The organism is Paraburkholderia nodosa, from assembly GCF_001718195.1.
In the GTDB taxonomy this organism is placed as follows: domain Bacteria; phylum Pseudomonadota; class Gammaproteobacteria; order Burkholderiales; family Burkholderiaceae; genus Paraburkholderia; species Paraburkholderia nodosa_A.
In genome coordinates this window covers 75715-97558 of the sequence record NZ_MCNV01000027.1, presented here as the reverse complement: position 1 = coordinate 97558, position 21844 = coordinate 75715, and the positions used below count along the sequence as shown (strand labels likewise).

Genomic DNA, 21844 nt, shown 5'->3' with positions numbered 1-21844 from the left:
CGCGAGTTCCGCGAACGGCGACTTGAAGTTGAACGTGTTCCAGCCCTTCGCGACGTCGGCCGGATTGACCGCGCCGATATAGGCGACCTGCAGCAGCACGTAGATCACGAGCGCGCAGAGAATCGAGCCGATCACTGCGAACGGCACGCTCTTCGCCGGATTGCGCGCTTCACCCGCGAGGTTGATCGGGCTCTGGAAGCCGTTGAACGCGAACACGATGCCGCTCGTGGCAACCGCCGTGAACACCGCCGACCAGCCGTACGGGGCGAACGAGGTCGTCTGGCCGAAGTTTTCCTGGTGGAAGCTACCCGCCATCAGGCCGATGATCGTCAGACCCGGGATGATGAACTTGAAGATCGTGATCGCGCTGTTGGCACGCGCGAACAGTTTCACGCCCCAATAGTTGAGCATGAAGTAGATGATCACGAGAATCGCGGAGAGCCCGAGCCCTGAATGCGTCAACGACCCGTCGACGAAGAGCGCGTGCGCCCAGGCATAGGGCCAGGTGCTCATGTACTGGATCGAGGCTTCGGCTTCGATCGGGATCACCGAGACAATGGCGATCCAGTTCGCCCACGCGCTGATGAAGCCCACCAGTGCGCCGTGCGAGTAGCGGGCGTAGCGGACCATACCGCCCGACTCCGGGAACATCGCACCGAGTTCGGCATAGGTGAGCGCGATGGCCAGAATGACCACGGCGCCGATGATCCAGGCGCAAACCGCCGCCGGACCTGCAATTTTCGCCGCCTTCCACGCGCCGAACAGCCAGCCCGAACCGATGATCGACCCGAGGCCGGTGAACATCAGCGCGAACGGGCCGATGTTCCGTTGAATAGAACTTTTCACGTCTTCTCCTGTTTCGAGAGCAGCTCGACACCGCGTTTATCCCGTCTGTTGTGCGGGCGGGTTTGCTGCGGTTGTCGTACCTCCGCACAAAAGATTGCGCCTGTAGGCGCAACTTCTGCGCGGCGCGTAGTTTAACCGGTTGCACCATGGAAGGGCGTCGAAAACGACGGCCTAATACAAAAAAGTCATTTGCTTATCAAGCTTTGTAAGGGTTCGTTTCGACCCTGTGGCAAAAAAATACGAACTTTCCCGGGGACCTAGTTGACCTTCCTGCCATTTAGCCGTATAAAGTTCGGGCAGGATTTCAAGCGGCGAGTGTGAATTGGTCTTTCGTAGTTCGCCCATCAACGGTACTCCGGCTGGTCCCATACCCCTTCCTTGATTTTCGTGCACCTCTCGGGCTTCGGCCTTCATTCATTTTTAGGAAAGTAATATGGAAACCGGTACCGTCAAGTGGTTCAATGACGCTAAGGGCTTTGGCTTTATCACTCCGGACGGCGGCGGCGAAGACCTGTTCGCGCACTTCTCGGAAATCAAGGTTGACGGCTTCAAGACGCTGCAAGAGAACCAAAAGGTTCAATTCGAAGTGCGCACGGGCCCGAAGGGCAAGCAAGCTGCCAACATCAAGCCGGTCTAAGTACTGCGCTCATCGGTCTGCTACGGCTTTAGGATCTGAACGCAACTTCTGCGCAGTTCCTCGCTAGCAAGCTTACCGAAAAACCCCATGCTTCTTCCGGAAGGTGGGGTTTTTTCTTGCCTGGCGCTCTAGCGCGAGGTTTAGGCGCCTGGTGCGTTTAGCCGAAAAGGCGCTGCGCGTGAATGCCGAGACCCGTCGCCACGCTGGCGAGACGATCGCCGAACACGGCCTGTGACTGCGGAAACGCCTCGGCCAGCGCCTGCGTCAGGAACGCGAGGCCGGTCGAGCCGCCCGTGAAGTAAAGCGCACTCACCTGAGCCGGCGCGACCCCCGCTGCCTGCACCGTTTCGCGCGCGGCCTGCACGATACGCCGCGTCTCCTCGCGCCCCGCCTCGACGAGTTGCGTGTCGCCGAACGCCAGACGCAAGTCTGCCTCTACAGCCTCGAGGTCGATCATCGTCTCCCCGCCGGCCGAAACGCCGATCTTCGCCTCCTCCGCGCGCGCCGTGAGCGCGTGACCCAGACGTTCGTCGACCACCCGCATCAGCCGGTCGTGATGGCGCGTATCGGTGTACAGGTGGCGCATGAGCTTCAGCTCGGTCGCGCGCCTCGGTGTGTAGATCGTGTTGATGAGATGCCACGTCGCCAGATCGAAATAAATGCGGTTCGGCACCTCGCGGCCTTCGGGGTCGAGCGACTGGTAGCCCAGTTCGCGCAGGATGGTCGCGAGTTCGACGCGGCGGTCGAAGTCGGTGCCCGCCACGTGCACGCCGTGGTGCGCGAGTACGTCGTCCTTGCGTTCGAGCCGCGTCATGCGATCGGGCCCCACGCGCACGAGCGAGAAGTCCGACGTGCCGCCGCCAATGTCGGCGACGAGCACGAGCCCTTCCTCCGCGAGACGCGACTCGTAGTCGAACGCCGCCGCGATCGGCTCGTACTGGAACTCGATCTCGCGAAAGCCCACCCGGCGCGCCGCGGCTTCGAGCTGGTCCTGGGCGAGTTGATCGGCGCGCGGGTCTTCATCGACGAAGAACACCGGACGGCCGAGCACCGCGCGCGAGATCGGCGTGCCCGAGCAACGTTCGGCGCTGCGTTTCAGGTGCTCCAGAAAGATCGTGATGATCTCGGTATAGGGCATCGCGCTGCCGTCGCCGAGGTCGGTCGTGCTCTCGGCGAGCGGCGAGCCGAGGATGCTTTTCATCGAGCGCATCAGCCGGCCGTCGAAGCCGTCGATATAGGACGCGAGCGCCGCACGGCCGAATTCGCGCGTGTGTTCGTCGACGTTGAAGAACACCGCCGTGGGCAACGTGGTGTGTGCGCCTTCCACGGGCGCGAGGCGCATTGCGCCGTCGGCCGCTGCCGGGAGCGCCACCGCCGAATTGGAGGTTCCGAAGTCAATCGCGCAGAAGCTGGTCATGGCAAGAGCGCGCCGCAGCGAATGCGCGCGCAAGAGAGGAAAGGTCGGGGGGATCGGCTTTGTAGCACGAAAGCGCCGCGCGGGGCAACCGCGGGCCCACGATGCGACCCCGCAAGAAAAAACGCGCGGGCCATGCCGCGCGTTTTCGCTAAAGCTCGCAACCCCTCATAAGCGCGGGGTTTCTCCCGGCTCAGCCCTTGAACGGCTGCTTCCAGGCGTTCGCGTAGGCGATGTCGCCCATCGCCGAGCGCGTACGTTCCGCCTTTTCACGGTCGCGCAGGACAGGCTCCAGCTTCTCGGCTTCGCCGTAGTGGCCGATCGAGATGATCGAGAGCGGCTCCACGTCGTTGGGCAGCGCGAATTCCGTGCGGAACGCCTGGACGTCGAAACCGCTCATCTGGTGCGCCGCGAGACCCAGCGCATGCGCCTGGAGCACGAGCGACATGGCTGCGGCGCCCGCATCGTATTGCGCCGTGCGGTTGACTTCGCCCTTCGCGTTGAGCGTGTGTGCCGTCACCGCAATCAGCACCGACGCCGGCGCGTTCCACTGCTGGTTGAACGGCACGAGCGTCGCGAATGCGCGCTTGAACGCGACTTCGTCGGCGCTGCGGTCGAACACGATAAAGCGCCACGGCTGCAGGTTGTAGCCGGAGGGCGCCCAGCGCGCCGCCTCGATCACCGCGTGCAGCGCCTCGCGGCTCACCGGCTCGCTCGAATAGGCGCGCGGGCTCCAGCGGCCGGCGATGAGTTCGTGAATGGGCACGGCTGTCGGTGCGGGTTTGTGCTTCGTCATGCCTTGTGTGTCCTTGGGGTGACGGGCGGCTTGCCCGGGGGTCATTAGAATAACCGCAGCGCGTGAAATCCGCTCAAACGCAACAGGCGACGCTGATGCGTCGCCTGTCGGCGTGCGCCGAAGTGCGAACCGGCGCTGTAAAGTCGCTACGGCCGCGTCAGGCCGTTTGCACGCCCACGGCGCGCGGCCCGCGGTTGATGCGCAGCACGAGGAACGACGCCACGAGGCACAGGCCGCCCGAAATCATCGACGCCACCGTATAGGTGCCGAGGCTCGAGCGCAGCAGGCCTGCGCCGAACGCCGCGAATGCCGCGCCGAGCTGATGGCCCGCCACGACCCAGCCGAACACGATCGGCGCGCGCTCCTTGCCGAACACATCGGTGGCGAGCCGCACGGTCGGCGGCACCGTCGCGATCCAGTCGAGGCCGTAGAACACCGCGAAAATCGGCAGCCCGAAGAAGTCGATGCCGAACGCGTGCGGCAAATAGATCAGCGAAAGTCCGCGCAGCCCGTAGTACCAGAACAGCAGCAAGCGGCTATTGAAACGGTCCGAGAGCCAGCCCGAGAGCGTCGTGCCGAACAGGTCGAAAATACCCATCGTCGCGAGCAGCGATGCACCCTGCACTTCGGTCATGCCGTAGTCGCCGCACATGGCGATGAGGTGCGTGCCCACGTAGCCGTTCGTGCTGGCGCCGCAGATGAAGAAGCTGAAGAACAGCAGCCAGAAGTCGCGCGTGCGGCTCGCCGAGAAGAGCGCGTCGAACGCGATCTTCAGCGGATTCTGATGCGGCGCGGGCGGCGCGACGGGCGTGCTCTCGTCCTCGCCGAACGGGCGCAGATTCACGCTCGCGGGCCGCTCGGGCAGCAGGAACAGCACGAGCGGCAGCACCGCAGCGGCGGCCACCGCGACCACGAGCACCACCGACTGCCAGCCGTGCTTCTCCACGATCGCCGCGAGGAGCGGCAGGAACACGAGCTGGCCCGTGGCCGAACTCGCGGTGAGGATGCCCATGGCAAGCCCGCGGTGCGAGTGGAACCAGCGCGTCACGACGGTCGCCGAGAGCGAGAGCGCCGCGACGCCGGTGGCGCCGCCCACCATCACGCCCCAAATCAGGATCATCTGCCACGGATGCGTCATTAGCGCGGAAAGCGCCACGCCCGCTGCCATGGTGCCGAGCGCCGCGAGCAGCGTGGGACGCACGCCGAAGCGCTGCATGGCCGCCGCCGCAAACGGGCCCATGAGGCCGTAGAGCGCGATATTCACCGAGATGGCGAGCGAGATCGTCGCCCGGCTCCAGCCGAACTGATGCTCGAGCGGCACCATCATCACGCTGGGCGTCGCACGCGTGCCGGCCGCCGCCAGCAACACTAGAAACACCACCGCCACGACGAGCCATCCGTAGTGGAAACGTCCGCCTATTCGCCTCGCTGCCCAGTCCATTGGTGCTCCTGTCGCGGCGCGCCGGGTTCGACATGCCGATGTTTTCGTTGGCATGACCGCTCGCCGCGACGATTCGCCATCGCTTTGATTGTTACCGATCGGTCACAAGTGTGTTGCGATAGTAGTTACCGCTCGGTAACATGTCAAGCAATCACCCTGATCGCGAGAAGCCCTCATGAAACACGAAGGCCACGAGGAAACCGCTAGCACCGCTTCCCGCACGCCCCGCCCCCGCGCGCAGACGGCTGGTGCACGCGCGCACGAGCACCTGTTGCGCGCCGCCGATGAGCTGTTCTATCGCGAAGGCGTGCGCGCGGTCGGCATCGAGGCCGTAGTCGAGCGCGCCGGCGTCAACAAGATGAGCCTGTACCGGCAGTTTTCGTCGAAGGACGATCTTGTCGTCGCCTACCTGCAGCGCTGCGACGTGCGCTTTTTCGAGCGCTTCGACGAAAGTCTCGCGAAGCATCCGGGTGAACCGGCAAAGCAGTTGGTGCAGTATTTCGAGGACCTCGCGCGCCGCGCCTCGGTGCCGGATTATCGCGGCTGCCCGTTCGTCAATGTCGCGACCGAATTTCCCGACGCCACCCACCCCGCGCGGCGCAGCGTCGACAACAACAAGACGCGGCTCATGGCGCGGCTCACCGCGCTCGCACAGGAAGCCGGAGCCAAAGACCCGGTCGCGCTCGCCGAGGAACTCGCGCTGCTCGTCGAAGGCATCTATGCCGCAAGCCAGACTTACGGCCCCGGGTGCGGCGCGATTCTCGCTGCGCCGCGCATGGCAAAGCTGTTGATCGAGGCGGCATGTCCCGGGCGCTAGCCGCCCGTAAAATGTCACGATGAACGAAACCGCTGCTCTGTCCCCCGACCACGCCGCCATTCTCGAAGCGACCCGCCACTGGCTCACGCGCGCCGTGATCGGGCTGAACCTCTGCCCATTTGCGAAAAGCGTGCACGTGAAGAACCAGATTCGCTACGTGATCAGCGAGGCGACCGATCTGGAAGGTGTCCTCACCGATCTCGAACGCGAGTTGCAAACGCTGGCACAAGCCGATGCCACCGAGATCGACACGACGCTCCTGATCCTGCCCCACACGCTTGCCGACTTCGCCGATTTCAATGACGCGACCTGGTTTGCCGAGCGCCTCGTGCAGCAGCTGCGGCTGGAAGGTACGCTTCAGGTCGCGAGCTTTCACCCGCAATTCCAGTTCGAGGGCGCCGAGCCCGACGACATCGAGAACTACACGAACCGCGCGCCTTACCCCATCCTGCATCTGCTGCGGGAAGCGAGCATCGAACGCGCAGTCGAGGCATTCCCCGACGCCGCCGACATCTACGAACGCAACCAGGAAACGCTGCGCAAGCTCGGCTTCGAAGGTTGGCAAGAGTGGATGAGCAAGCGCGACTGACGCCGCGCTGCTCACGAGTTCAGCCTTCGGTTGCCGCCTCGCCCTCGTCGGCGAAAAAGCGCTCGCGCAGGTCCGCCAGCCCGAACGTCTCGAGAATCTCGTTGAGCCGCTCCGCCGGACGGCGCCTCGGCAAATCCTTGTACTGGGCGATGATGAGTTCGTTCTTCATCGAGTGCTCCCAGCCCACCAGTTCCGTCACGCTCACCTGATAGCCGTGCGCCTCGAGTTGCAGACAGCGCAGCACGTTGGTGATCTGGCTGCCGAATTCGCGCGTATGCAGCGGATGGCGCCAGATCTCCGTGAGTGCCTGGCCGAGCGACTTGCCCTTGTTGCGGCGCAGTACTCCCGCCACCTCGGCCTGGCAGCACGGCACGACCACGATGTAGCGCGCGTGCTTCTTGAGTGCGAAGCGCAGGGCGTCGTCGGTGGCGGTGTCGCAGGCATGCAGCGCCGTCACGATATCGACCGTTGGCGGCAGCTGCGGCGAGGTGATCGAATCGGCGACCGACAGGTTCAGGAACGACATCCCGCCAAAGCCCAGCCGTTTGGCCAGTTCCTGCGAGTGCTGCACGAGCTCGTCGCGCGTCTCGATGCCATAAATGTGTGACCTGTCGCGCTGATCCTTGAAGAACAGGTCGTAGAGAATAAAGCCCAGATAGGACTTGCCCGCCCCGTGATCGACGAGGGTCACGTCGCGGCCATCCTGCTTGAGGTCCTTGAGCAGCGGCTCGATGAACTGGAACAGGTGATAGACCTGCTTCAGCTTGCGGCGGCTGTCCTGGTTCATCTTGCCGTCGCGCGTCAGGATGTGGAGCTCCTTGAGGAGTTCGACAGACTGGTTCGGACGGACTTCGTAGGTCTTGCTGGACATCGGCGTGATCGGATGAAAGGCGTGGTATGTCGCGAAACGTGCGACAGGCGACAGAAGGGTTGCAGTAATTCTGTCATTTTACGAAAAAAGCGAGTCGAGGCTGCCGAACCCATAAGAGCGGCCAGTGTCGTAATAGCGTCCCGGCACGCTGACCCACGTGCGAACAGCAGGGAGGGGTTGAATAGAAGAGACACGAGGATTTTTTCGTCCCCGATGCCCAAAAAAAGGACCAAAACGCAGCGCGACCGGCCGGCAACGAATCGACAGGCGCGCATTGGGAGGTCGCACCGGGAGTGCCGGTTGCGATGAATCAGGCTGGCGCAGTCCTCGCTGCGCAAAGAGCGCGCGACGCTGTGCGGCCTTGCATGGGGCATGCAATGAATACGATACCTGACGGAAACGCAGAGCAAAAATTCCAGGAACTGCTTACGAAACTCGTCACGGTTCCCGACTGGACGGAAAAGCAGCAACTGGAGCTGGAAATGGCGCGCGACATCTCGGTGGAGATGTTGCGGGTCGCGGAAAGCATGCGCGACGGCCCTTCGGATCTCGAGACCTGCCTGATTCTGCTGAAGTACGCGAAGGTGCTCGATTTCGTGATGTCGGCACTGGCGTCGCGCCGCGATATCAAGCCACAAACGCTGCGCGTGATTTTCAAGCTGGCAGGCCTCAAGGTCGACGAGGCCTATCCGGGCTGAAGCCGATGTAAATCTGACGCACACCCGGCGTGGCAGCCAGGCCGCCGACGCCGATACTCGATACCCGCACGGGCCGTTAGCGGCCCGGCCTCTTCTTTTTTGCCAACGCTTTTTCCCTCCGGCTCACTCTGCGCGCACCTTGAGGCGCCACAGCGACGTCAGTTCGGCCGCGCGCGCACGATAGAGCGGATCGGTCGGATCCGACGCTTTCGGGTGCCGCGGGCGAATGTCCTCCCGGCCCACCACTTCGAGCCCCGCCTCCACGATCATCTCGATGAGCGATTCGCGCGTGCGCAACCCGAGATGCTCCGCGAAGTCGGACAAAATCAACCACCCCTCGCCACCCGTCTCGAGATGATCCTTGAGGCTGCCGAGAAAGCCGCGCAGCATGCGGCTCTCGGGATCGAACACGGCGTACTCGATGGGCGACGCGGGCCGCGCCGGCACCCATGGCGGATTGCAGACGATGAGCGGCGCGCGCCCCGGCGGGAACAGATCCGCCTCGACGACCTCGACCTGCGCGGCGTAGCCGAGGCGGTCAAGGTTCTCGTTCGCGCAAGCCAGCGCGCGGGCATCCTGATCAGTCGCGACCACGTTCTTCACGCCGCGCGAGGCGAGCACGGCGGCGAGCACGCCCGTGCCCGTGCCGATGTCGAAGGCCTTTTCGAGCGACGGCAGCGCCGTGCGCGCGACGAGATCGACGTATTCGCCGCGCACCGGCGAGAACACACCGTAGTACGGATGAATGCGCGCGCCGTTCAGCGCCGCGATCTCGACACCCTTCTTGCGCCATTCGTGGGCGCCGACCAGACCCAGAATTTCGCGCAGCGACGCCGCGGAAGCTTCGCCATCGGCCGCGCCCCACGCCTCTTCGCACGCGAGCCGGACGTCGGGTGCGCGGCGCAGGTTGATGCTGTAGTCGCCTTCGAGCGGAATCAGCACCATGCCGAGCGTGCGGGCACGCTGCGCCTGCACCTGGCGATGCAGATGAAACGCTTCGAGCGGTGAAGCCGGCGCCTTGGGCGGCGCAGCCTTGCGGGGTTTGCGCTCCCCGCGGCGCGCCATGGCCTGCAGCAGCTGACGTGCGTTCTGATAGTCGCCGCGCCACAGGAGGGCGGTGCCTTCGCAGGCAAGGCGGTACGCAGCGTCCGCAGTCGTGCGATCGTCGGCGATGACCACGCGTTTGGGCGCCGGCACGCCAGCCTCGGAGCGCCAGCGCACCGTGCGCGGGCCTTCGGTGTCGGGCCAGGTAAGAGTGGGATGTTCGGTCATAGTCGGATATTCGGTGCGGCGGGCCAGTTCGTCGATTCGTACCTGGCCCGCGGGTTGCCGCCGCGGGGCGCCATCATATAGCAGAGCGACGCGGCGCGTTCCGCCACGTCGCCTTCGCAACGATGATCGCTCAGACGGGCGGGCGCGTCGACCAGGCCAGACGACGTAGGACGAAACGCGCCCGCCCGGCAGTAAAATGGGCGCCGACCGCGCCCCGTCAGGCCAGGCCCACCCGCACGAGACCATGCCAGCAACCACCCAGCAGACACGCCGCGCGCGCAAACCGCGCACGCGCCGCGCCAGCGCCGGTGCTGGGCTCGACGAAGGCTTTTACGCCGAACTGCTGCATATCGTCGGGTTGCGGGAGAGCGTTTCCGGCATGAGGCGCACCGTCGCGCGACCCGCGCCGCACGAGCGTTTGCCCGGCGCGCTGATCGAACTCGCGCTGTCGCGCCTCGCCGCCTGCGACGGAGAGAGCCCAGGCGAGGGGCCGAAGACCGACCATTTCGAACTCGCGCTCCGGCTTTGCATCGCCTGGATCAGCCGCCTCGTATTTCTCAAGGTGCTCGAAACGCGTCTGCTGACGCTCCACGGCGACGATGCGGCCTACGCGTTCCTGAACGCCCAACGCATCCGCTCGTTCAGCGATCTCGACGCGCTGTGCGACACCGTCCTCGGCGCCGGTGACGACACGCCGCCAGCCCGCTTCGCTCACCTTCCCCGCTTCGACGGTTCGCGGTTCGCGCCGCAAGACCTGGACCGTAGCCTGCTCGGCATGAGCATGCTCGACGATCGCGCCACGCTGCCGCCGTACGAGGCGACCGTGCTCCCCGATGCGAGCGGCGAGCGGCACACGCTTGCCTATCTGCTCGATTTTCTCGCCACCTTCGACTTCTCCGCCGGTCTGGTGGCGCGAGAGCCAACCGTGGCGAACAGGCGTTGCCTCGATGCCTCTTCGCTCGGGCTCGTCTTCGAAAAGCTCAACGGATACCGCGACGGCGCCTGGTACACGCCCGGCAGCGTCGCGATGCAACTCGCCCGTCCCGCCATCACGCAGGCGGCGCTCAATCGGCTGAATCGCGCCAAAGGCTGGCACTGCACGAACATCGATCAGCTATCCGAACTGATCGGCGCATCGATCGGAAGCCGCGACGAGGCGCGCGCGATTCTGGACTCGCTGCGCATCTGCGATCCCGCAGTGGGCTCGGGGCATCTGCTCGTTTCAGCGCTCAACGAGTTGCTGGCGCTGAAAGTGCGCCTCGGCTTGCTGAACGCGCAGGACCGCGAAGCACTCAGCGCTTGCCGCATCGACGTCACCGCGGACCGGCTTTGCGTGACGCATGCGAACGGCGAACCGCTCACCCGCGAGCGCGATGGCACGACCATCCGCAAGATCGAAGCCGCGCTCTTCAGTGTCAAGCGGGACATCGTCGAGCACTCGCTTTTCGGTGTGGATATCAACCCGGATTCGGTCGGCATGGCGCGCCTGCGGCTGTGGATCGAACTGCTCGAACACGCCGATTTCACCGCTTCTCTGCCGAACCTCGAGACCAACCTCAAAGCAGGCAATGCGACGCTCAGCCGTTTCGACTTCGATACGCCGCTGCGCGGCTACGCTGAGCCAGTGGCGAACTATCGTGCCAGCGCGGCTAGACTGCGGGCGACGGCTACAGCCGCGGCGAGGCACGCCGAAATCGCCCGATGCGCGCAATTGCGCGAAGCGTTGCGCAACGCCCTCGCGAACCACCAGGCCGACACGCCCCCCGAAAACGCCGCGGCGTTCGAATGGCGCATCGAATTCGCCGACCTCCTCACCGACGAAGGCGACTTCGAGCGCTTCGACGCCGTCATAGCGAATCCGCCCTATATCGACTCCGAGCGCATGATCAACCAGGGCCAGCGCGCGTTGCGCGAGCGGCTGGCGCAGCGCTGGCCGAGCGCGCGGGGCAACTGGGACCTCTACATCGTGTTCATCGAGCTCGGCCTCGCGCTCCTGAGGCCAGGCGGCGCGATGGCGTATCTCACGCCCGACAAGTGGCTCTCGAAGCCCTTCGGCAATGCGTTGCGCGCACGGCATCTGGACAAGATCGAACGCATCGTCAGGCTCGGCCGCGACGTATTCGAGCAGGCGCGTGTGGATTCGATCATCACGCTCTTTCGCGAGTCGGGCACGCCTGCCATCGCGACCGCGCGCATCGACCGCGAGACGCTCACCGAGCTTGCGCAAACCGACAAACGCTCGCTCGAGGCGCCATGGCCGCTCGACGCATTGCTCTCGCCGCACGCCGCGTTCGTGCAGCGGTTCGCCGGTGCGCACCCCACACTCGGTTCGCTGCTGCCCTGCGAGAACGCCTGTGCGACGTCGGACGCCTACCGGCTCGCGCCCCTCGTCGAAGCGGCCGACGGCCGATTCCAGCCGGACCAACACTACCGCGTGGTGAACACCGGCACGCTCGGGCGCTACGTCTCGCGCTGGGGCAGCAAGCCGATGACCTATCTCGGGCGACGCTACGAGGCACCCGTGGTCGAGCGCGAGCGCTTCGCGTCGACGTTCGGGAACGGCTACGGCGCGAAAGCCAACGCGAAAAAGGTGATCGTGAAAGGCCTCACACGGCTCGATGCGACGCTCGATCTCGCAGGCGACACGATCCCAGGCAAGACCACACTGATCCTGCGCTCGGACGACGAGGACCTGCTGAAGTTCGCGGCGGCGTTGCTCAACTGCCCGCTCTCGGTGTTCCTGATCCGCGCGAAGTACGGCGCGTCGAGCTACAACGGCGGCGTGGCGTTCACGACATCGATGATCGACGCCTTGCCCGTGCCGGGCGGCGCTTCGGTGCGCAGCGAAGTCGCCGACTGCGTGACCCGCTTGCTGCGCGCCGGGCAGTCCGCATGCGACGCCGCTGAAGCGGACGGCATCGCGCGCGAGATCGATCGACGCCTCTATGCGGCATTCGGCCTGTCGCCACAGGAGATCGACCTCGTGGAAGGCCGCGCCGACTCGATGGCGCGCGAAGCAAGCTGACCGCGCAACGCCGAGACGGCGTCCCGGCGAGTCGGCTAGTCTTGCTCATCCTCGCGCAGGGCAGACATCATGGAACGGCTTCGCTTCTTCAGTGCTTCCGACGAGAGCAGCGTGCTGACGCTATCGATCGCCACGACGTTGGTGATCGCCCTCATCGGCATTCTGTTCGGCCTGATCTCCGGCTCGTTTTCGATTGTGTTCGACGGAGTCTATTCGCTCGTCGACGCGAGCATGAGCGCGCTCGCACTCGCCGTCGTGCGACTGATCACCTCGTACGCGGTCAACGTCGACCTGCCGCGCAAATGGCGCGAGCGATTCACCATGGGCTTCTGGCATCTCGAACCCATGGTGCTCGGGCTCAACAGCACGCTGCTCGTGGGCGTGGCCGTCTACGCGCTGATCAACGGCATCACCAACCTGCTCTCCGGCGGCCACGAACTGCACTTCGGTCCCGCACTCGTCTACGCCGTCCTCACCGTGAGTGCCTGCGCGGCGATGGCGGTATTCGAATCGCGCGCGAACCGCCGGATCCACTCGGATTTCGTGCGCCTCGATATCAAGTCATGGATCATGTCCGCGGGCATTACAGCGGCGCTGCTGGTCGCCTTCAGCGTCGGCTATGCAATTCAGGGAACGACATGGGAGCGCTTCACCCCCTATGTCGACCCGGCGGCGCTCGTGGTGGTGTGCGTGGTGATCATCCCGATTCCGCTCGCGGAGATCCGCCAGGCGCTGCTGGATGTGCTGCTCGTGGCGCCCCCGGATCTCAAGCAGCATGTCGATGCCGTCGCGAAACGCTTCGTCGAGCGCTACGCCTTCGAGTATTACCGGGCTTATGTCGCGAAAGTGGGCCGCTCCCGCGAGATCGAGCTGTATTTCGTCGTGCCGCCCGACATGCCGGCGAAGCGCATCGCCGAATGGGACGCGATCCGAGACGAAATCGGCCGGGCCATCGGCGGCGACGAGTCGCACCGCTGGCTCACGATCATGTTCACGAGCGATCCGCAATGGGCGGAGTGAGGAATCTGGTGCGGGCGGGTGCAGAAAGCACAAAGGGTCACGTGAATTTCACGTAACCCTTTGTCTTGACGCATTGCTTCGAATATGGTGCCGGCTGCAGGACTCGAACCCGCCACCTGATGATTACAAATCAACTGCTCTACCAGATGAGCTAAGCCGGCGTAGCCCGCTATTCTACTTCATTTAACGATCTTGAGGTGGCCCTTGCCGCCCTTGTTGCCGCCATCGTCATCTTTGTCGGCGGCGCGCGTCGCGACCGGCGCGAGCGGCGCGGCGGGTTCCTCGGCAGGTTCGTCGCGCACTGCAGGCGCCTCATGTGCTTCGGCTTCTTCGTGGTCCTCGGAGGACAGCACGTCGTCGGCGTCGCCGGGCGGCGACTCGACCGGGAACGCCATGCCCTGACCGTTCTCGCGGGCGTAGATCGCGAGCACGTTCGACACCGGCACCTCGATCTTGTGCGACTTGCCCGAGAAGCGCGCGTGGAACTCGATCATCTCGTTGCCCATCTGCAACTGGCTCGTCGCCTCGAAGCTGATGTTCAGCACGATCTCGCCGTCACGCACGAACTGGCGCGGCACGCGTGTGCGGTTATCGACCCGCACCGCGATGTGCGGCGTGAAGCCGTTGTCCGTGCACCACTCGTACAGCGCGCGCAGCAAATACGGCTTGGTGGAAATCTCTTGCATCAACAATCCTTTCACGAGGCGGCGTCCACACCCACGCTGTGTACGCCGCCTCTGTTACCTGCAACTGCCAGGATACTGCTTAACGGCGCATGACCTTTTCAGACGGCGTCAGCGCTTCGATATACGCCGGACGGCTGAAAATGCGCTCGGCATACTTCATGAGCGGCGCGGCATTCTTCGACAGCTCGATGCCGTAGTGGTCGAGGCGCCACAGCAGCGGCGCGATGGCGACGTCGAGCATCGAGAACTCTTCGCCCAGCATGTACTTGTTCTTCAGGAAGATCGGCGCGAGCTGCGTGAGGCGGTCGCGGATCGCGAGGCGCGCCTTCTCGTGGTTCTTCTCGGCGGCCTTGCCCTTCTCGTTTTCGAGCGTGCTCACGTGCACGAACAGCTCCTTCTCGAAGTTGAGCAGGAACAAACGCGCGCGGGCGCGCTGGACCGGGTCGGCCGGCATCAGCTGCGGATGCGGGAAGCGCTCGTCGATATACTCGTTGATGATGTTCGACTCGTACAGAATCAGGTCGCGCTCGACCAGAATCGGCACCTGACCGTACGGATTCATCACGGCGATGTCTTCCGGTTTGTTGAACAGGTCGACGTCGCGGATTTCGAAGTCCATGCCCTTTTCGAACAACACCAGCCGGCAACGCTGGGAGAACGGGCAGGTAGTGCCGGAGTACAGAACCATCATGATTTACATTTCCTCAATAAACCCAAAAGGCCAGCGGGCGAAAAAACCGTCTGACGGTCCCTGAACCGTCAGACGGCATCTCGTCGCACCGGCCCCACGTCGGTCAGGACGTGCCTATTTGATATCTTTCCAGTACGCGGCGTTCAATCGCCACGCGAAAAAGCTCAAGACGCCGAGGAACAAGAGCACCCACACGCCAAGCTGCCTGCGGGTTTTCTGCTCGGGTTCGGCCATCCAGCCGAGGTAGGCCACCAGGTCGGCCACGTCGGCATCATAATCCACCGGCGAGAGCGTTCCCGGCGTGACCTGCTGGAACCCGGCAAAGCGACGGACTTTTTCCCCGGTTTCCTCGTCCGTCGTGTCCTCGAACTTCGCCGTGCGGATGCCCTGCAACTGCCACAGCACGTGCGGCATGCTCACGTTTTCGAACACCAGATTGTTCCAGCCAGTCGGCCGCGTGTCGTCGCGGTAGAAGCTGCGCAGGTACGTGTACAGCCAGTCTCGCCCTTTCGCCCGCGCTTCCACGGAGAGGTCCGGCGGCGCTACGCCGAACCACGCCTTCGCGTCGTCCGGGCGCATCGCGATGGACATCGTGTTGCCGACCTTGTCGGTCGTAAACAACAGATTATCTTCGATTTGCTTCTGCGGAATGCCGAGAACCTGCAACCGGCTATAGCGCATCAAGTTCGCACTATGGCAATTCAGACAATAGTTTACAAACAATTTGGCGCCGTGTTGCAGCGAAGCAAGATTTTCGCCGTTATCGGGAGCGCGGTCGAGCGGAATGTTTTCCTGCGCCGCGACAGATCCGACCCCAAAGACGCATGAGAACGCCAGCGCGGCCAAGCCGGCCCGGACGCCGGCAGCCCGTATGCTCACCTTCGCGAGCGTCGAAAAAAGAGAACGTTTCGTCATATCTTCCTCGCTCGTCAGTTAATGGGGCTTGAACCGCACGCGCTCGGGCGGCTGCTTGAAAGTGCCAAGCGGCGTCCAGAACGGCATGCCGAGGAAGAAAGCGAAGTAGACGAGCGCGCAGATCTGGGCGATCAGCGTGGCCGCCGGCGATGGCGGCTTCGTGCCGAGGAACGCGAGCGTCAGGAACGCCAGCACGAAGATGCCGAGAAATACCTTGTGGAAGAACGGCCGGTAACGGATCGACTTCACCGGCGAGCGGTCGAGCCACGGCAGGAAGAAGAGCGAGATCACCGCCGTGCCCATCACCACCACGCCCCAGAACTTCGACTCGGTGAAGTACATGGCGAGGATCACGAGCACCGCCAGCACCGGCAGCCCGGCGCGCCATTTGCCGCGGGCGCGCACGAGCGCGAGCAGCCCGAGCAGCGCGATCACGACCATCAGCACGATCTTGAATGGGTCGGTCGTGGCGCGCAGCATCGCGTAGAACGCCGTGAAGTACCAGACCGGCGCGATTTCGGGCGGCGTTTGCAGCGGGTTGGCCGGCACGAAGTTGTTGGACTCGAGGAAGTAGCCGCCCATCTCCGGCGCGAAGAACACGATCGCCGCGAAAATCATCAGGAAGATGCACGCGCCCATGAAGTCGTGCACCGAGTAGTACGGATGGAACGGGATGCCGTCGAGCGGCACGCCGTTCGCGTCCTTCTTCGCCTTGATCTCGATGCCGTCGGGGTTGTTCGAGCCCACTTCGTGCAACGCGATGATGTGACAGATCACGAGCCCGACCAGCACCAGTGGAATGGCGATCACGTGGAACGCGAAGAAGCGGTTGAGCGTGACGTCCGACACCACGTAGTCGCCGCGAATCCACAGCGAGAGGTCGGGGCCGATGAAGGGAATCGCCGAGAACAGGTTCACGATCACCTGCGCGCCCCAGAACGACATCTGGCCCCAGGGCAGCAGGTAGCCGAAGAACGCCTCGGCCATCAGGCACAGGAAGATCGCGCAGCCGAAGATCCACACGAGTTCGCGCGGCTTGCGGTACGAGCCGTACAGCAGCCCGCGGAACATGTGCAGGTACACGACCACGAAGAACATCGAAGCGCCCGTGGAGTGCATGTAGCGGATGAGCCAGCCCCACGGCACCTCGCGCATGATGTACTCGACCGATGCGAACGCGAGCGTCGCATCGGGCTTGTAATTCATGGTGAGGAAAATACCGGTGATGATCTGGTTCACCAGCACGAGCAGCGCGAGCGAGCCGAAGAAGTACCAGAAGTTGAAGTTCTTGGGCGCGTAGTACTCAGAAGCGTGAGCGCGCCAGCTCGCCGTCATCGGAAAACGCTTATCGATCCAGCCCTGCAGGCCGGAAGATGCGCCGATCGTTTCCACCACGTCCTTTTCGGTTCCCGTCGCCATCACGCTTCTCCTTTTTCGTCCTTGCCGATCACGATCTGCGTCGGGGACGCGAACATGTAGCGGGGAATGTCGAGGTTTTGCGGCGCCGGCTTGTTCTTGAACACGCGACCGGAGAGATCGTAGGTGGAGCCGTGGCACGGGCACAGGAAGCCGCCCGGCCAGCTGTCGGGCAGGTTCGGCTGCGGGCCTTCCTGGAAGCGCGCCGTCGGCGTGCAGCCCAGATGGGTGCAGACGGCCACCGCCACGAGAATGTTCTGATGCTCGGCGCGCGAACGGAATTCGTTCATGCAGTACTCCGGCATCGGCATCGAGAACGGGTGCTCGGAGTTCGGGTCGGCCAGATCGGGATCGGCCTTCTTCACGTCGGCCATCATGCGATCCGTGCGATTCAGGATCCACACGGGCTTGCCGCGCCAGGCGACGGTCATCATCGAGCCGGGCTGCAGATTCGTGATATCGGCTTCGACGGGCGCGCCGGCGGCGCGGGCTTTTTCGGATGGTGCAAAGGAACCTACGAAAGGTACGACAGTGGCCACGCCTCCAATGCCACCTGCTACGGACGTCGCAATCAGCCAGGTTCGGCGGCTGCCATCGACGCGGTCATTCTCGTTGTCTCGCATCACATCGCCCCACTTCTGAGTTGGATTTTTCCGTCACGCCAGCTTACCCGCGGTGCTGCCGAACGCTAGTTTGCTCGAATGGAGTTGGCATTTACAAGGGGCGCTCTCGAAAAAGCCTCGGAAGTCCTTGATATCTCGGGGTTTTCCCGCAGAAAAGAGGGCCACTTTCTTTTCAGTTTGTAAATGCCTCATGAATAAAACGATGCTGCGCCACGACAATTTGCGCCGAATACGCAATCAAACGGGATTGTCGATATCGATGAAAAGATGCTCGATGTTGAAGGCTTCCGAGAGGTGCGCGCCCACCGCCTGCACGCCGAAGCGCTCGGTCGCGTGGTGGCCTGCGGCGAGGAACGCCACACCGCTTTCCGCGGAGGTGTGCGTGGTCGGCTCGGAGATCTCGCCGGTGAGGAAGACGTCGGCGCCAGCGTCGATCGCCGCGTCGAAGAGACTTTGCGCCGCGCCCGTGCACCAGGCCACGCGGCGCAGTTGCCAGTCGGGGTCGCCGAGCACGAGCGGCGTGCGGCCGAGCGTCTGCTCGACCTCGGCGGTAAAGTGCGCGAGCGTGATCGGCATGGGCAGCGTGGCCATCCAGCCAAGATCCTGGTCGCCGAAGCGTTGTTCGCCGATCCAGCCGAACCGGGCGCCCAACTGCGCGTTGTTGCCGAGTTCGGGATGGCTGTCGAGCGGCAGATGGTAGGCGAACAGGTTGATGTCGTTCGCGAGCAGCGTCTTCAGGCGACGGTACTTGCGGCCCGTAATTTGCGGGGCTTCGTTCTTCCAGAAGTAACCGTGATGCACGAGCACCGCGTCGGCGCCCCACTCGAGCGCGGCTTCGAGAAACGCGAGCGAGGCGGTCACGCCCGTGGCGATCTTCTCCACGCGCCGCCGCCCTTCGACCTGCAGGCCATTGGGGCAGTAGTCCTTGAACCGCGCGGATTCCAGAAGATTGTTCAGATACAATTCCAGTTCGATCCGATCCATATAATCCTCTAATCTTCAGATGCTTAGACGCTTTTGGCTGTTCTTCGCCCAGGCGGTGACGGTCCTGCTGGCGTTGATGTTCATCATCGCCACGCTCAAACCGCAGTGGCTGCAGCACCAGGGGCAGTTCGGCAAGCAGCTTGCCGAACCGATCGTCGCACTGCGGGAAGTGGCGCCAGGCATCGGTGGAGGCGCCGCCCAGGGCTCCTATGCGGACGCCGCCCAGAAGGCCATGCCCGCGGTTGTCAACGTGTTCTCGAGCAAGGATGGGTCGCTGCCGCCCGACCCTCGCCAGAACGATCCGCTATTTCGCTATTTCTTCGGCGATCGCAACAAAAACCAGAAGCAGCAGGAGCAGCCTGCCGCCAACCTCGGTTCGGGCGTCATTGTCAGTCCGGACGGTTACATTCTAACGAACCAGCACGTAATCGACGGCGCGGACCAGATCGAAATCGCGCTTTCCGACGGCCGCACCACCAACGCCAAGGTGATCGGCATCGACCCGGAAACGGATCTCGCGGTGCTCAAGATCAATCTGCCGAACCTGCCCACCATCACGCTCGGCCGCATGGATCAGACGCGCGTGGGCGACGTCGTGCTCGCCATCGGCAATCCGTTCGGCGTGGGCCAGACGGTCACGATGGGCATCATCAGCGCGCTGGGCCGCAATCATCTCGGCATCAACACGTTCGAGAATTTCATTCAGACCGATGCGCCGATCAATCCGGGCAACTCGGGCGGCGCGCTCGTCGACGTGAACGGCAACCTGCTCGGCATCAACACCGCCATCTACTCGCGCTCGGGCGGCTCGCTCGGCATCGGCTTCGCGATTCCCGTTTCCACGGCGCGCAGCGTACTGGAGAGCATCATCACCTCGGGCTCGGTCACGCGCGGCTGGATCGGCGTGGAGCCACAGGACGTGACGCCGGAGATCGCCGACTCGTTCGGGCTGAAGGAGAAGTCGGGCGCGATCGTCGCGGGCGTGCTGCAGGGCGGCCCCGCCGACAAGGCCGGCATCAAGCCGGGCGACGTCCTGACCTCGGTGAACGGTGAGGCCATCACCGACACCACGCGCCTTTTGAACGTCATCGCGCAAATCAAACCGGGCAGCGACGCGAAGGTCCACCTCGTGCGCAAGAACAAGGACATGGATCTCGACGTACTGATCGGCAAGCGCCCGCCGCCGCCGAAGCAGCCGGCTCAGGAAGACGGCGAAGGCGACGACGGCGGTTGATATCCCACCGCAGGCGGGGCATCGCGCCCGGCCCGCGTCCGGACTCGCAACCGGAAAACGAAAAGGCCGCGAACGTGGGTTCGCGGCCTTTTGCTTTCCTGCGGCTTTCCTCCGCCAGGCCCGCGGGGCTAGCCCGCCGCCTGACTCTCGTCCGCGGGCTTCTTCTCGCCCGTGCCGATGAAGATGCGCGCCGCGATGATGCCCGCCTCGTAGAGGAGGATGAGCGGCAGCGCGAGGATGAGCTGCGAGAACACGTCCGGCGGCGTCACCACGGCTGCGACGATGAACGCGCCGACGATCACGTAGGGCCGGATCTGCTTGAGCTTCTTCACGGTGACCACGCCCATGCGCACGAGCAGCACGACGATGATCGGCACCTCGAAGGTCACGCCGAACGCAATGAACATGGTGAGCACGAAGCTCAGGTAATTGTCGATGTCGGTCGTCATCTCCGCGCCGAGCGGCGCGTTGTAGTGCGCCATCACGCGGAAGATGGTCGGGAACACCACGAAATATGCGAACGCCATGCCGCACAGGAAGAGCGTGTAGCTGCTTGCCACGAGCGGCGCGACGAGCTTCTTTTCGTGCTGGTAGAGGCCTGGGGCGACGAACGCCCAGATCTGGTAGAGCACGACCGGCAGCGCGATCACGAACGCCACGAGCATCGTGACCTTCATGGGCACGAAGAACGAGCCGGTCACGTCGGTGACGATCATCTTGCCGTCACGCGGCAGGTTCTGCATGAGCGGACGCGCGAGCAGCCGGAATATGTCGGGCGCCCAGTAGACGAGCCCGACGAACACGACGATCACGGCAACGCCTGCGCGAATGATGCGGTCGCGCAGTTCGACGAGATGGGAAATGAAGGTCTCTTCGGAGCCTTCTTCCAGTTTTTGCTGGGGGTCGCTCACACCGGCCCTCTGTTGGAAATGGTCGTGCGCAAAGGCGGATCCGCGTCAGAAGAACCGCGTGGGCCGGCGCAGGCTCGCCGGCGTGTGCTGCGCCACGCGTGCAGCACCCGATTGCACCCGCGTGCGGCGCAGCGTGGCGCGTTTGTACCAGACCGGCGCGGCGCTCTGCTTCATGCGCCAGTTCTTGCGTTTCGCGCCGCTTGCGCCCGCGTTGCCGGAGCGCCATCCCGATTGCGTGGCGACGGCATCCGCGGCATTGGCGGCAGCGCCTTCCAGGCTGGCAGGATCCGCGCCGCCTGCGATGCTCGGCGACACCGAGGTGCCCGCGTTCCACGCGTCGTTCAACTCGGTTTCATGCTTGCGCAGATTGTCCTGAACGTTCTTCTCGACGTTCTGCGCCGCCGTTTCGAACTCGGTCTTCATGCGGCGCAACTCGTCGAGTTCGATCTCGCGCGTGACTTCCGCCTTGACGTCGTTGATATAGCGCTGCGCGCGACCGAACAGCGCGCCGGCCGTGCGTGCGACCCGCGGCAGCCGCTCCGGCCCGAGAACGACCAGCGCGACGACGCCGATCAGCGCCATCTTGGTTAAACCGAGATCGAGCATGAATGGAGTTTTCCGTCAGCCTTGGCTGCCTTAATGGAAACGAACGGGAAACATGCGGAAAAACTTGTGGCGGCGAAAAAGGCGGCCGCCACGCGTTTTAGCGGAAGTCGTTCGAGCGCTGCGTCTTGTCCTTGGCTTCGACGTCGACTGCACCGCCGTCGGCCGGGAGTTCGCGCTTTTGCGTGTCGGCGCCGGCGCCTTCGTTCTCGCGCATGCCTTCCTTGAAACCCTTCACCGCACCGCCCAGATCGCTACCGATATTGCGCAGCTTCTTGGTGCCGAAGACGAGCGCAACGATCAACAAGACGATCAGCCAGTGCCAGATGCTCAACGAACCCATGATTGACTCTCT

22 protein-coding genes and 1 tRNA gene are annotated in these 21844 nt (G+C 64.0%); 7 read left to right on the top strand and 16 right to left on the bottom strand.

What is annotated here, in order from left to right; all coding sequences use genetic code 11:
• The coding region (locus BFD71_RS32040; RefSeq protein WP_141710868.1) for an APC family permease at window positions 1-846 on the bottom strand (846 nt) is incomplete at its 3' end.
• Window positions 847-1279: 433 nt separating this feature from the next.
• Here BFD71_RS32040 and BFD71_RS32035 point away from each other — a divergent pair.
• Window positions 1280-1483 (top strand): cold-shock protein, encoded by a 204-nt coding sequence (locus BFD71_RS32035; RefSeq protein WP_027797379.1) that lies wholly within the window; start codon window positions 1280-1282, stop codon window positions 1481-1483.
• 157 nt (window positions 1484-1640) lie between these two features.
• Here BFD71_RS32035 and BFD71_RS32030 read toward each other — a convergent pair whose 3' ends face one another.
• The 3 genes from BFD71_RS32030 to BFD71_RS32020 all read right to left on the bottom strand — a co-directional run bounded on the left by BFD71_RS32030 (window position 1641) and on the right by BFD71_RS32020 (window position 5134).
• Window positions 1641-2900 (bottom strand): Hsp70 family protein, encoded by a 1260-nt coding sequence (locus BFD71_RS32030; RefSeq protein WP_069268277.1) that lies wholly within the window; start codon window positions 2898-2900, stop codon window positions 1641-1643.
• Window positions 2901-3090: 190 nt separating this feature from the next.
• On the bottom strand, window positions 3091-3693 hold the full coding sequence (locus BFD71_RS32025; RefSeq protein ID WP_069268276.1) for a nitroreductase family protein: 603 nt from the start codon (window positions 3691-3693) through the stop codon (window positions 3091-3093).
• Window positions 3694-3850: 157 nt separating this feature from the next.
• Complete coding sequence (locus BFD71_RS32020) at window positions 3851-5134, bottom strand: MFS transporter (protein WP_069268275.1); 1284 nt, start codon at window positions 5132-5134, stop codon at window positions 3851-3853.
• Between the two features lie 175 nt (window positions 5135-5309).
• Between BFD71_RS32020 and BFD71_RS32015 the strand changes: the two genes are divergently transcribed.
• Window positions 5310-5951 (top strand): TetR/AcrR family transcriptional regulator, encoded by a 642-nt coding sequence (locus BFD71_RS32015; protein WP_069268274.1) that lies wholly within the window; start codon window positions 5310-5312, stop codon window positions 5949-5951.
• 19 nt (window positions 5952-5970) lie between these two features.
• Window positions 5971-6540, top strand: a complete 570-nt coding sequence (locus tag BFD71_RS32010) for a DUF1415 domain-containing protein (RefSeq protein WP_069268273.1) — start codon at window positions 5971-5973, stop codon at window positions 6538-6540.
• 19 nt (window positions 6541-6559) lie between these two features.
• On the opposite strand, the gene BFD71_RS32005 is transcribed toward BFD71_RS32010, so the two are convergent.
• Window positions 6560-7411, bottom strand: a complete 852-nt coding sequence (locus tag BFD71_RS32005) for a class I SAM-dependent methyltransferase (RefSeq protein WP_069268272.1) — start codon at window positions 7409-7411, stop codon at window positions 6560-6562.
• A 377-nt stretch (window positions 7412-7788) separates the two neighbouring features.
• Between BFD71_RS32005 and BFD71_RS32000 the strand changes: the two genes are divergently transcribed.
• Window positions 7789-8109: a hypothetical protein gene (locus BFD71_RS32000; protein WP_028206633.1), complete on the top strand. Its 321-nt coding sequence runs from the start codon at window positions 7789-7791 to the stop codon at window positions 8107-8109.
• Between the two features lie 123 nt (window positions 8110-8232).
• Here BFD71_RS32000 and BFD71_RS31995 read toward each other — a convergent pair whose 3' ends face one another.
• A complete protein-coding gene (locus BFD71_RS31995; protein WP_069268271.1) occupies window positions 8233-9381 on the bottom strand; it encodes a methyltransferase in 1149 nt (382 codons plus the stop codon).
• A 244-nt stretch (window positions 9382-9625) separates the two neighbouring features.
• Between BFD71_RS31995 and BFD71_RS31990 the strand changes: the two genes are divergently transcribed.
• Together BFD71_RS31990 and BFD71_RS31985 are read left to right on the top strand one after the other, a co-directional pair.
• Window positions 9626-12406: a type IIG restriction enzyme/methyltransferase gene (locus BFD71_RS31990; RefSeq protein ID WP_069268270.1), complete on the top strand. Its 2781-nt coding sequence runs from the start codon at window positions 9626-9628 to the stop codon at window positions 12404-12406.
• Window positions 12407-12475: 69 nt separating this feature from the next.
• Complete coding sequence (locus BFD71_RS31985; RefSeq protein WP_069268269.1) at window positions 12476-13426, top strand: cation diffusion facilitator family transporter; 951 nt, start codon at window positions 12476-12478, stop codon at window positions 13424-13426.
• Between the two features lie 85 nt (window positions 13427-13511).
• Here BFD71_RS31985 and BFD71_RS31980 read toward each other — a convergent pair.
• From BFD71_RS31980 to BFD71_RS31950, 7 genes are all read right to left on the bottom strand, one after another.
• Window positions 13512-13587 (bottom strand) — tRNA-Thr (locus tag BFD71_RS31980).
• Between the two features lie 18 nt (window positions 13588-13605).
• Window positions 13606-14112 carry a ClpXP protease specificity-enhancing factor gene (locus BFD71_RS31975; RefSeq protein WP_069268268.1) on the bottom strand — a complete coding sequence of 169 codons (507 nt, stop codon included), beginning with the start codon at window positions 14110-14112 and terminating at the stop codon, window positions 13606-13608.
• A 79-nt stretch (window positions 14113-14191) separates the two neighbouring features.
• Window positions 14192-14803: a glutathione S-transferase N-terminal domain-containing protein gene (locus tag BFD71_RS31970; protein WP_027797364.1), complete on the bottom strand. Its 612-nt coding sequence runs from the start codon at window positions 14801-14803 to the stop codon at window positions 14192-14194.
• Between the two features lie 114 nt (window positions 14804-14917).
• Window positions 14918-15718, bottom strand: coding sequence for a cytochrome c1 (locus BFD71_RS31965; RefSeq protein WP_083245573.1), 801 nt, complete (start codon window positions 15716-15718; stop codon window positions 14918-14920).
• Between the two features lie 18 nt (window positions 15719-15736).
• The gene (locus tag BFD71_RS31960) at window positions 15737-17137 is read right to left on the bottom strand and encodes a cytochrome b (protein ID WP_069268267.1); all 1401 of its coding nucleotides are present in this window, start codon (window positions 17135-17137) and stop codon (window positions 15737-15739) included.
• The gene (gene petA / locus BFD71_RS31955; protein ID WP_069268266.1) at window positions 17137-17757 is read right to left on the bottom strand and encodes a ubiquinol-cytochrome c reductase iron-sulfur subunit; all 621 of its coding nucleotides are present in this window, start codon (window positions 17755-17757) and stop codon (window positions 17137-17139) included. Before petA ends, BFD71_RS31960 begins: the two co-directional genes overlap by 1 nt.
• A 237-nt stretch (window positions 17758-17994) precedes the next feature.
• Entirely contained in the window at window positions 17995-18741 is a 747-nt protein-coding gene (locus BFD71_RS31950; RefSeq protein ID WP_069268265.1) for a Nif3-like dinuclear metal center hexameric protein, read from the bottom strand.
• A 19-nt stretch (window positions 18742-18760) separates the two neighbouring features.
• Here BFD71_RS31950 and BFD71_RS31945 point away from each other — a divergent pair, with 19 nt between their 5' ends.
• The gene (locus BFD71_RS31945) at window positions 18761-19975 is read left to right on the top strand and encodes a Do family serine endopeptidase (RefSeq protein WP_069268264.1); all 1215 of its coding nucleotides are present in this window, start codon (window positions 18761-18763) and stop codon (window positions 19973-19975) included.
• Window positions 19976-20103: 128 nt separating this feature from the next.
• Here BFD71_RS31945 and tatC read toward each other — a convergent pair whose 3' ends face one another.
• The 3 genes from tatC to tatA all read right to left on the bottom strand — a co-directional run bounded on the left by tatC (window position 20104) and on the right by tatA (window position 21832).
• Window positions 20104-20886: a twin-arginine translocase subunit TatC gene (tatC, locus tag BFD71_RS31940; RefSeq protein WP_069268263.1), complete on the bottom strand. Its 783-nt coding sequence runs from the start codon at window positions 20884-20886 to the stop codon at window positions 20104-20106.
• A 45-nt stretch (window positions 20887-20931) separates the two neighbouring features.
• Window positions 20932-21492 carry a Sec-independent protein translocase protein TatB gene (gene tatB, locus BFD71_RS31935; RefSeq protein ID WP_069268262.1) on the bottom strand — a complete coding sequence of 187 codons (561 nt, stop codon included), beginning with the start codon at window positions 21490-21492 and terminating at the stop codon, window positions 20932-20934.
• 97 nt (window positions 21493-21589) lie between these two features.
• Window positions 21590-21832 (bottom strand): Sec-independent protein translocase subunit TatA, encoded by a 243-nt coding sequence (gene tatA, locus BFD71_RS31930; RefSeq protein ID WP_069268261.1) that lies wholly within the window; start codon window positions 21830-21832, stop codon window positions 21590-21592.
• Window positions 21833-21844: the final 12 nt, after the last annotated feature.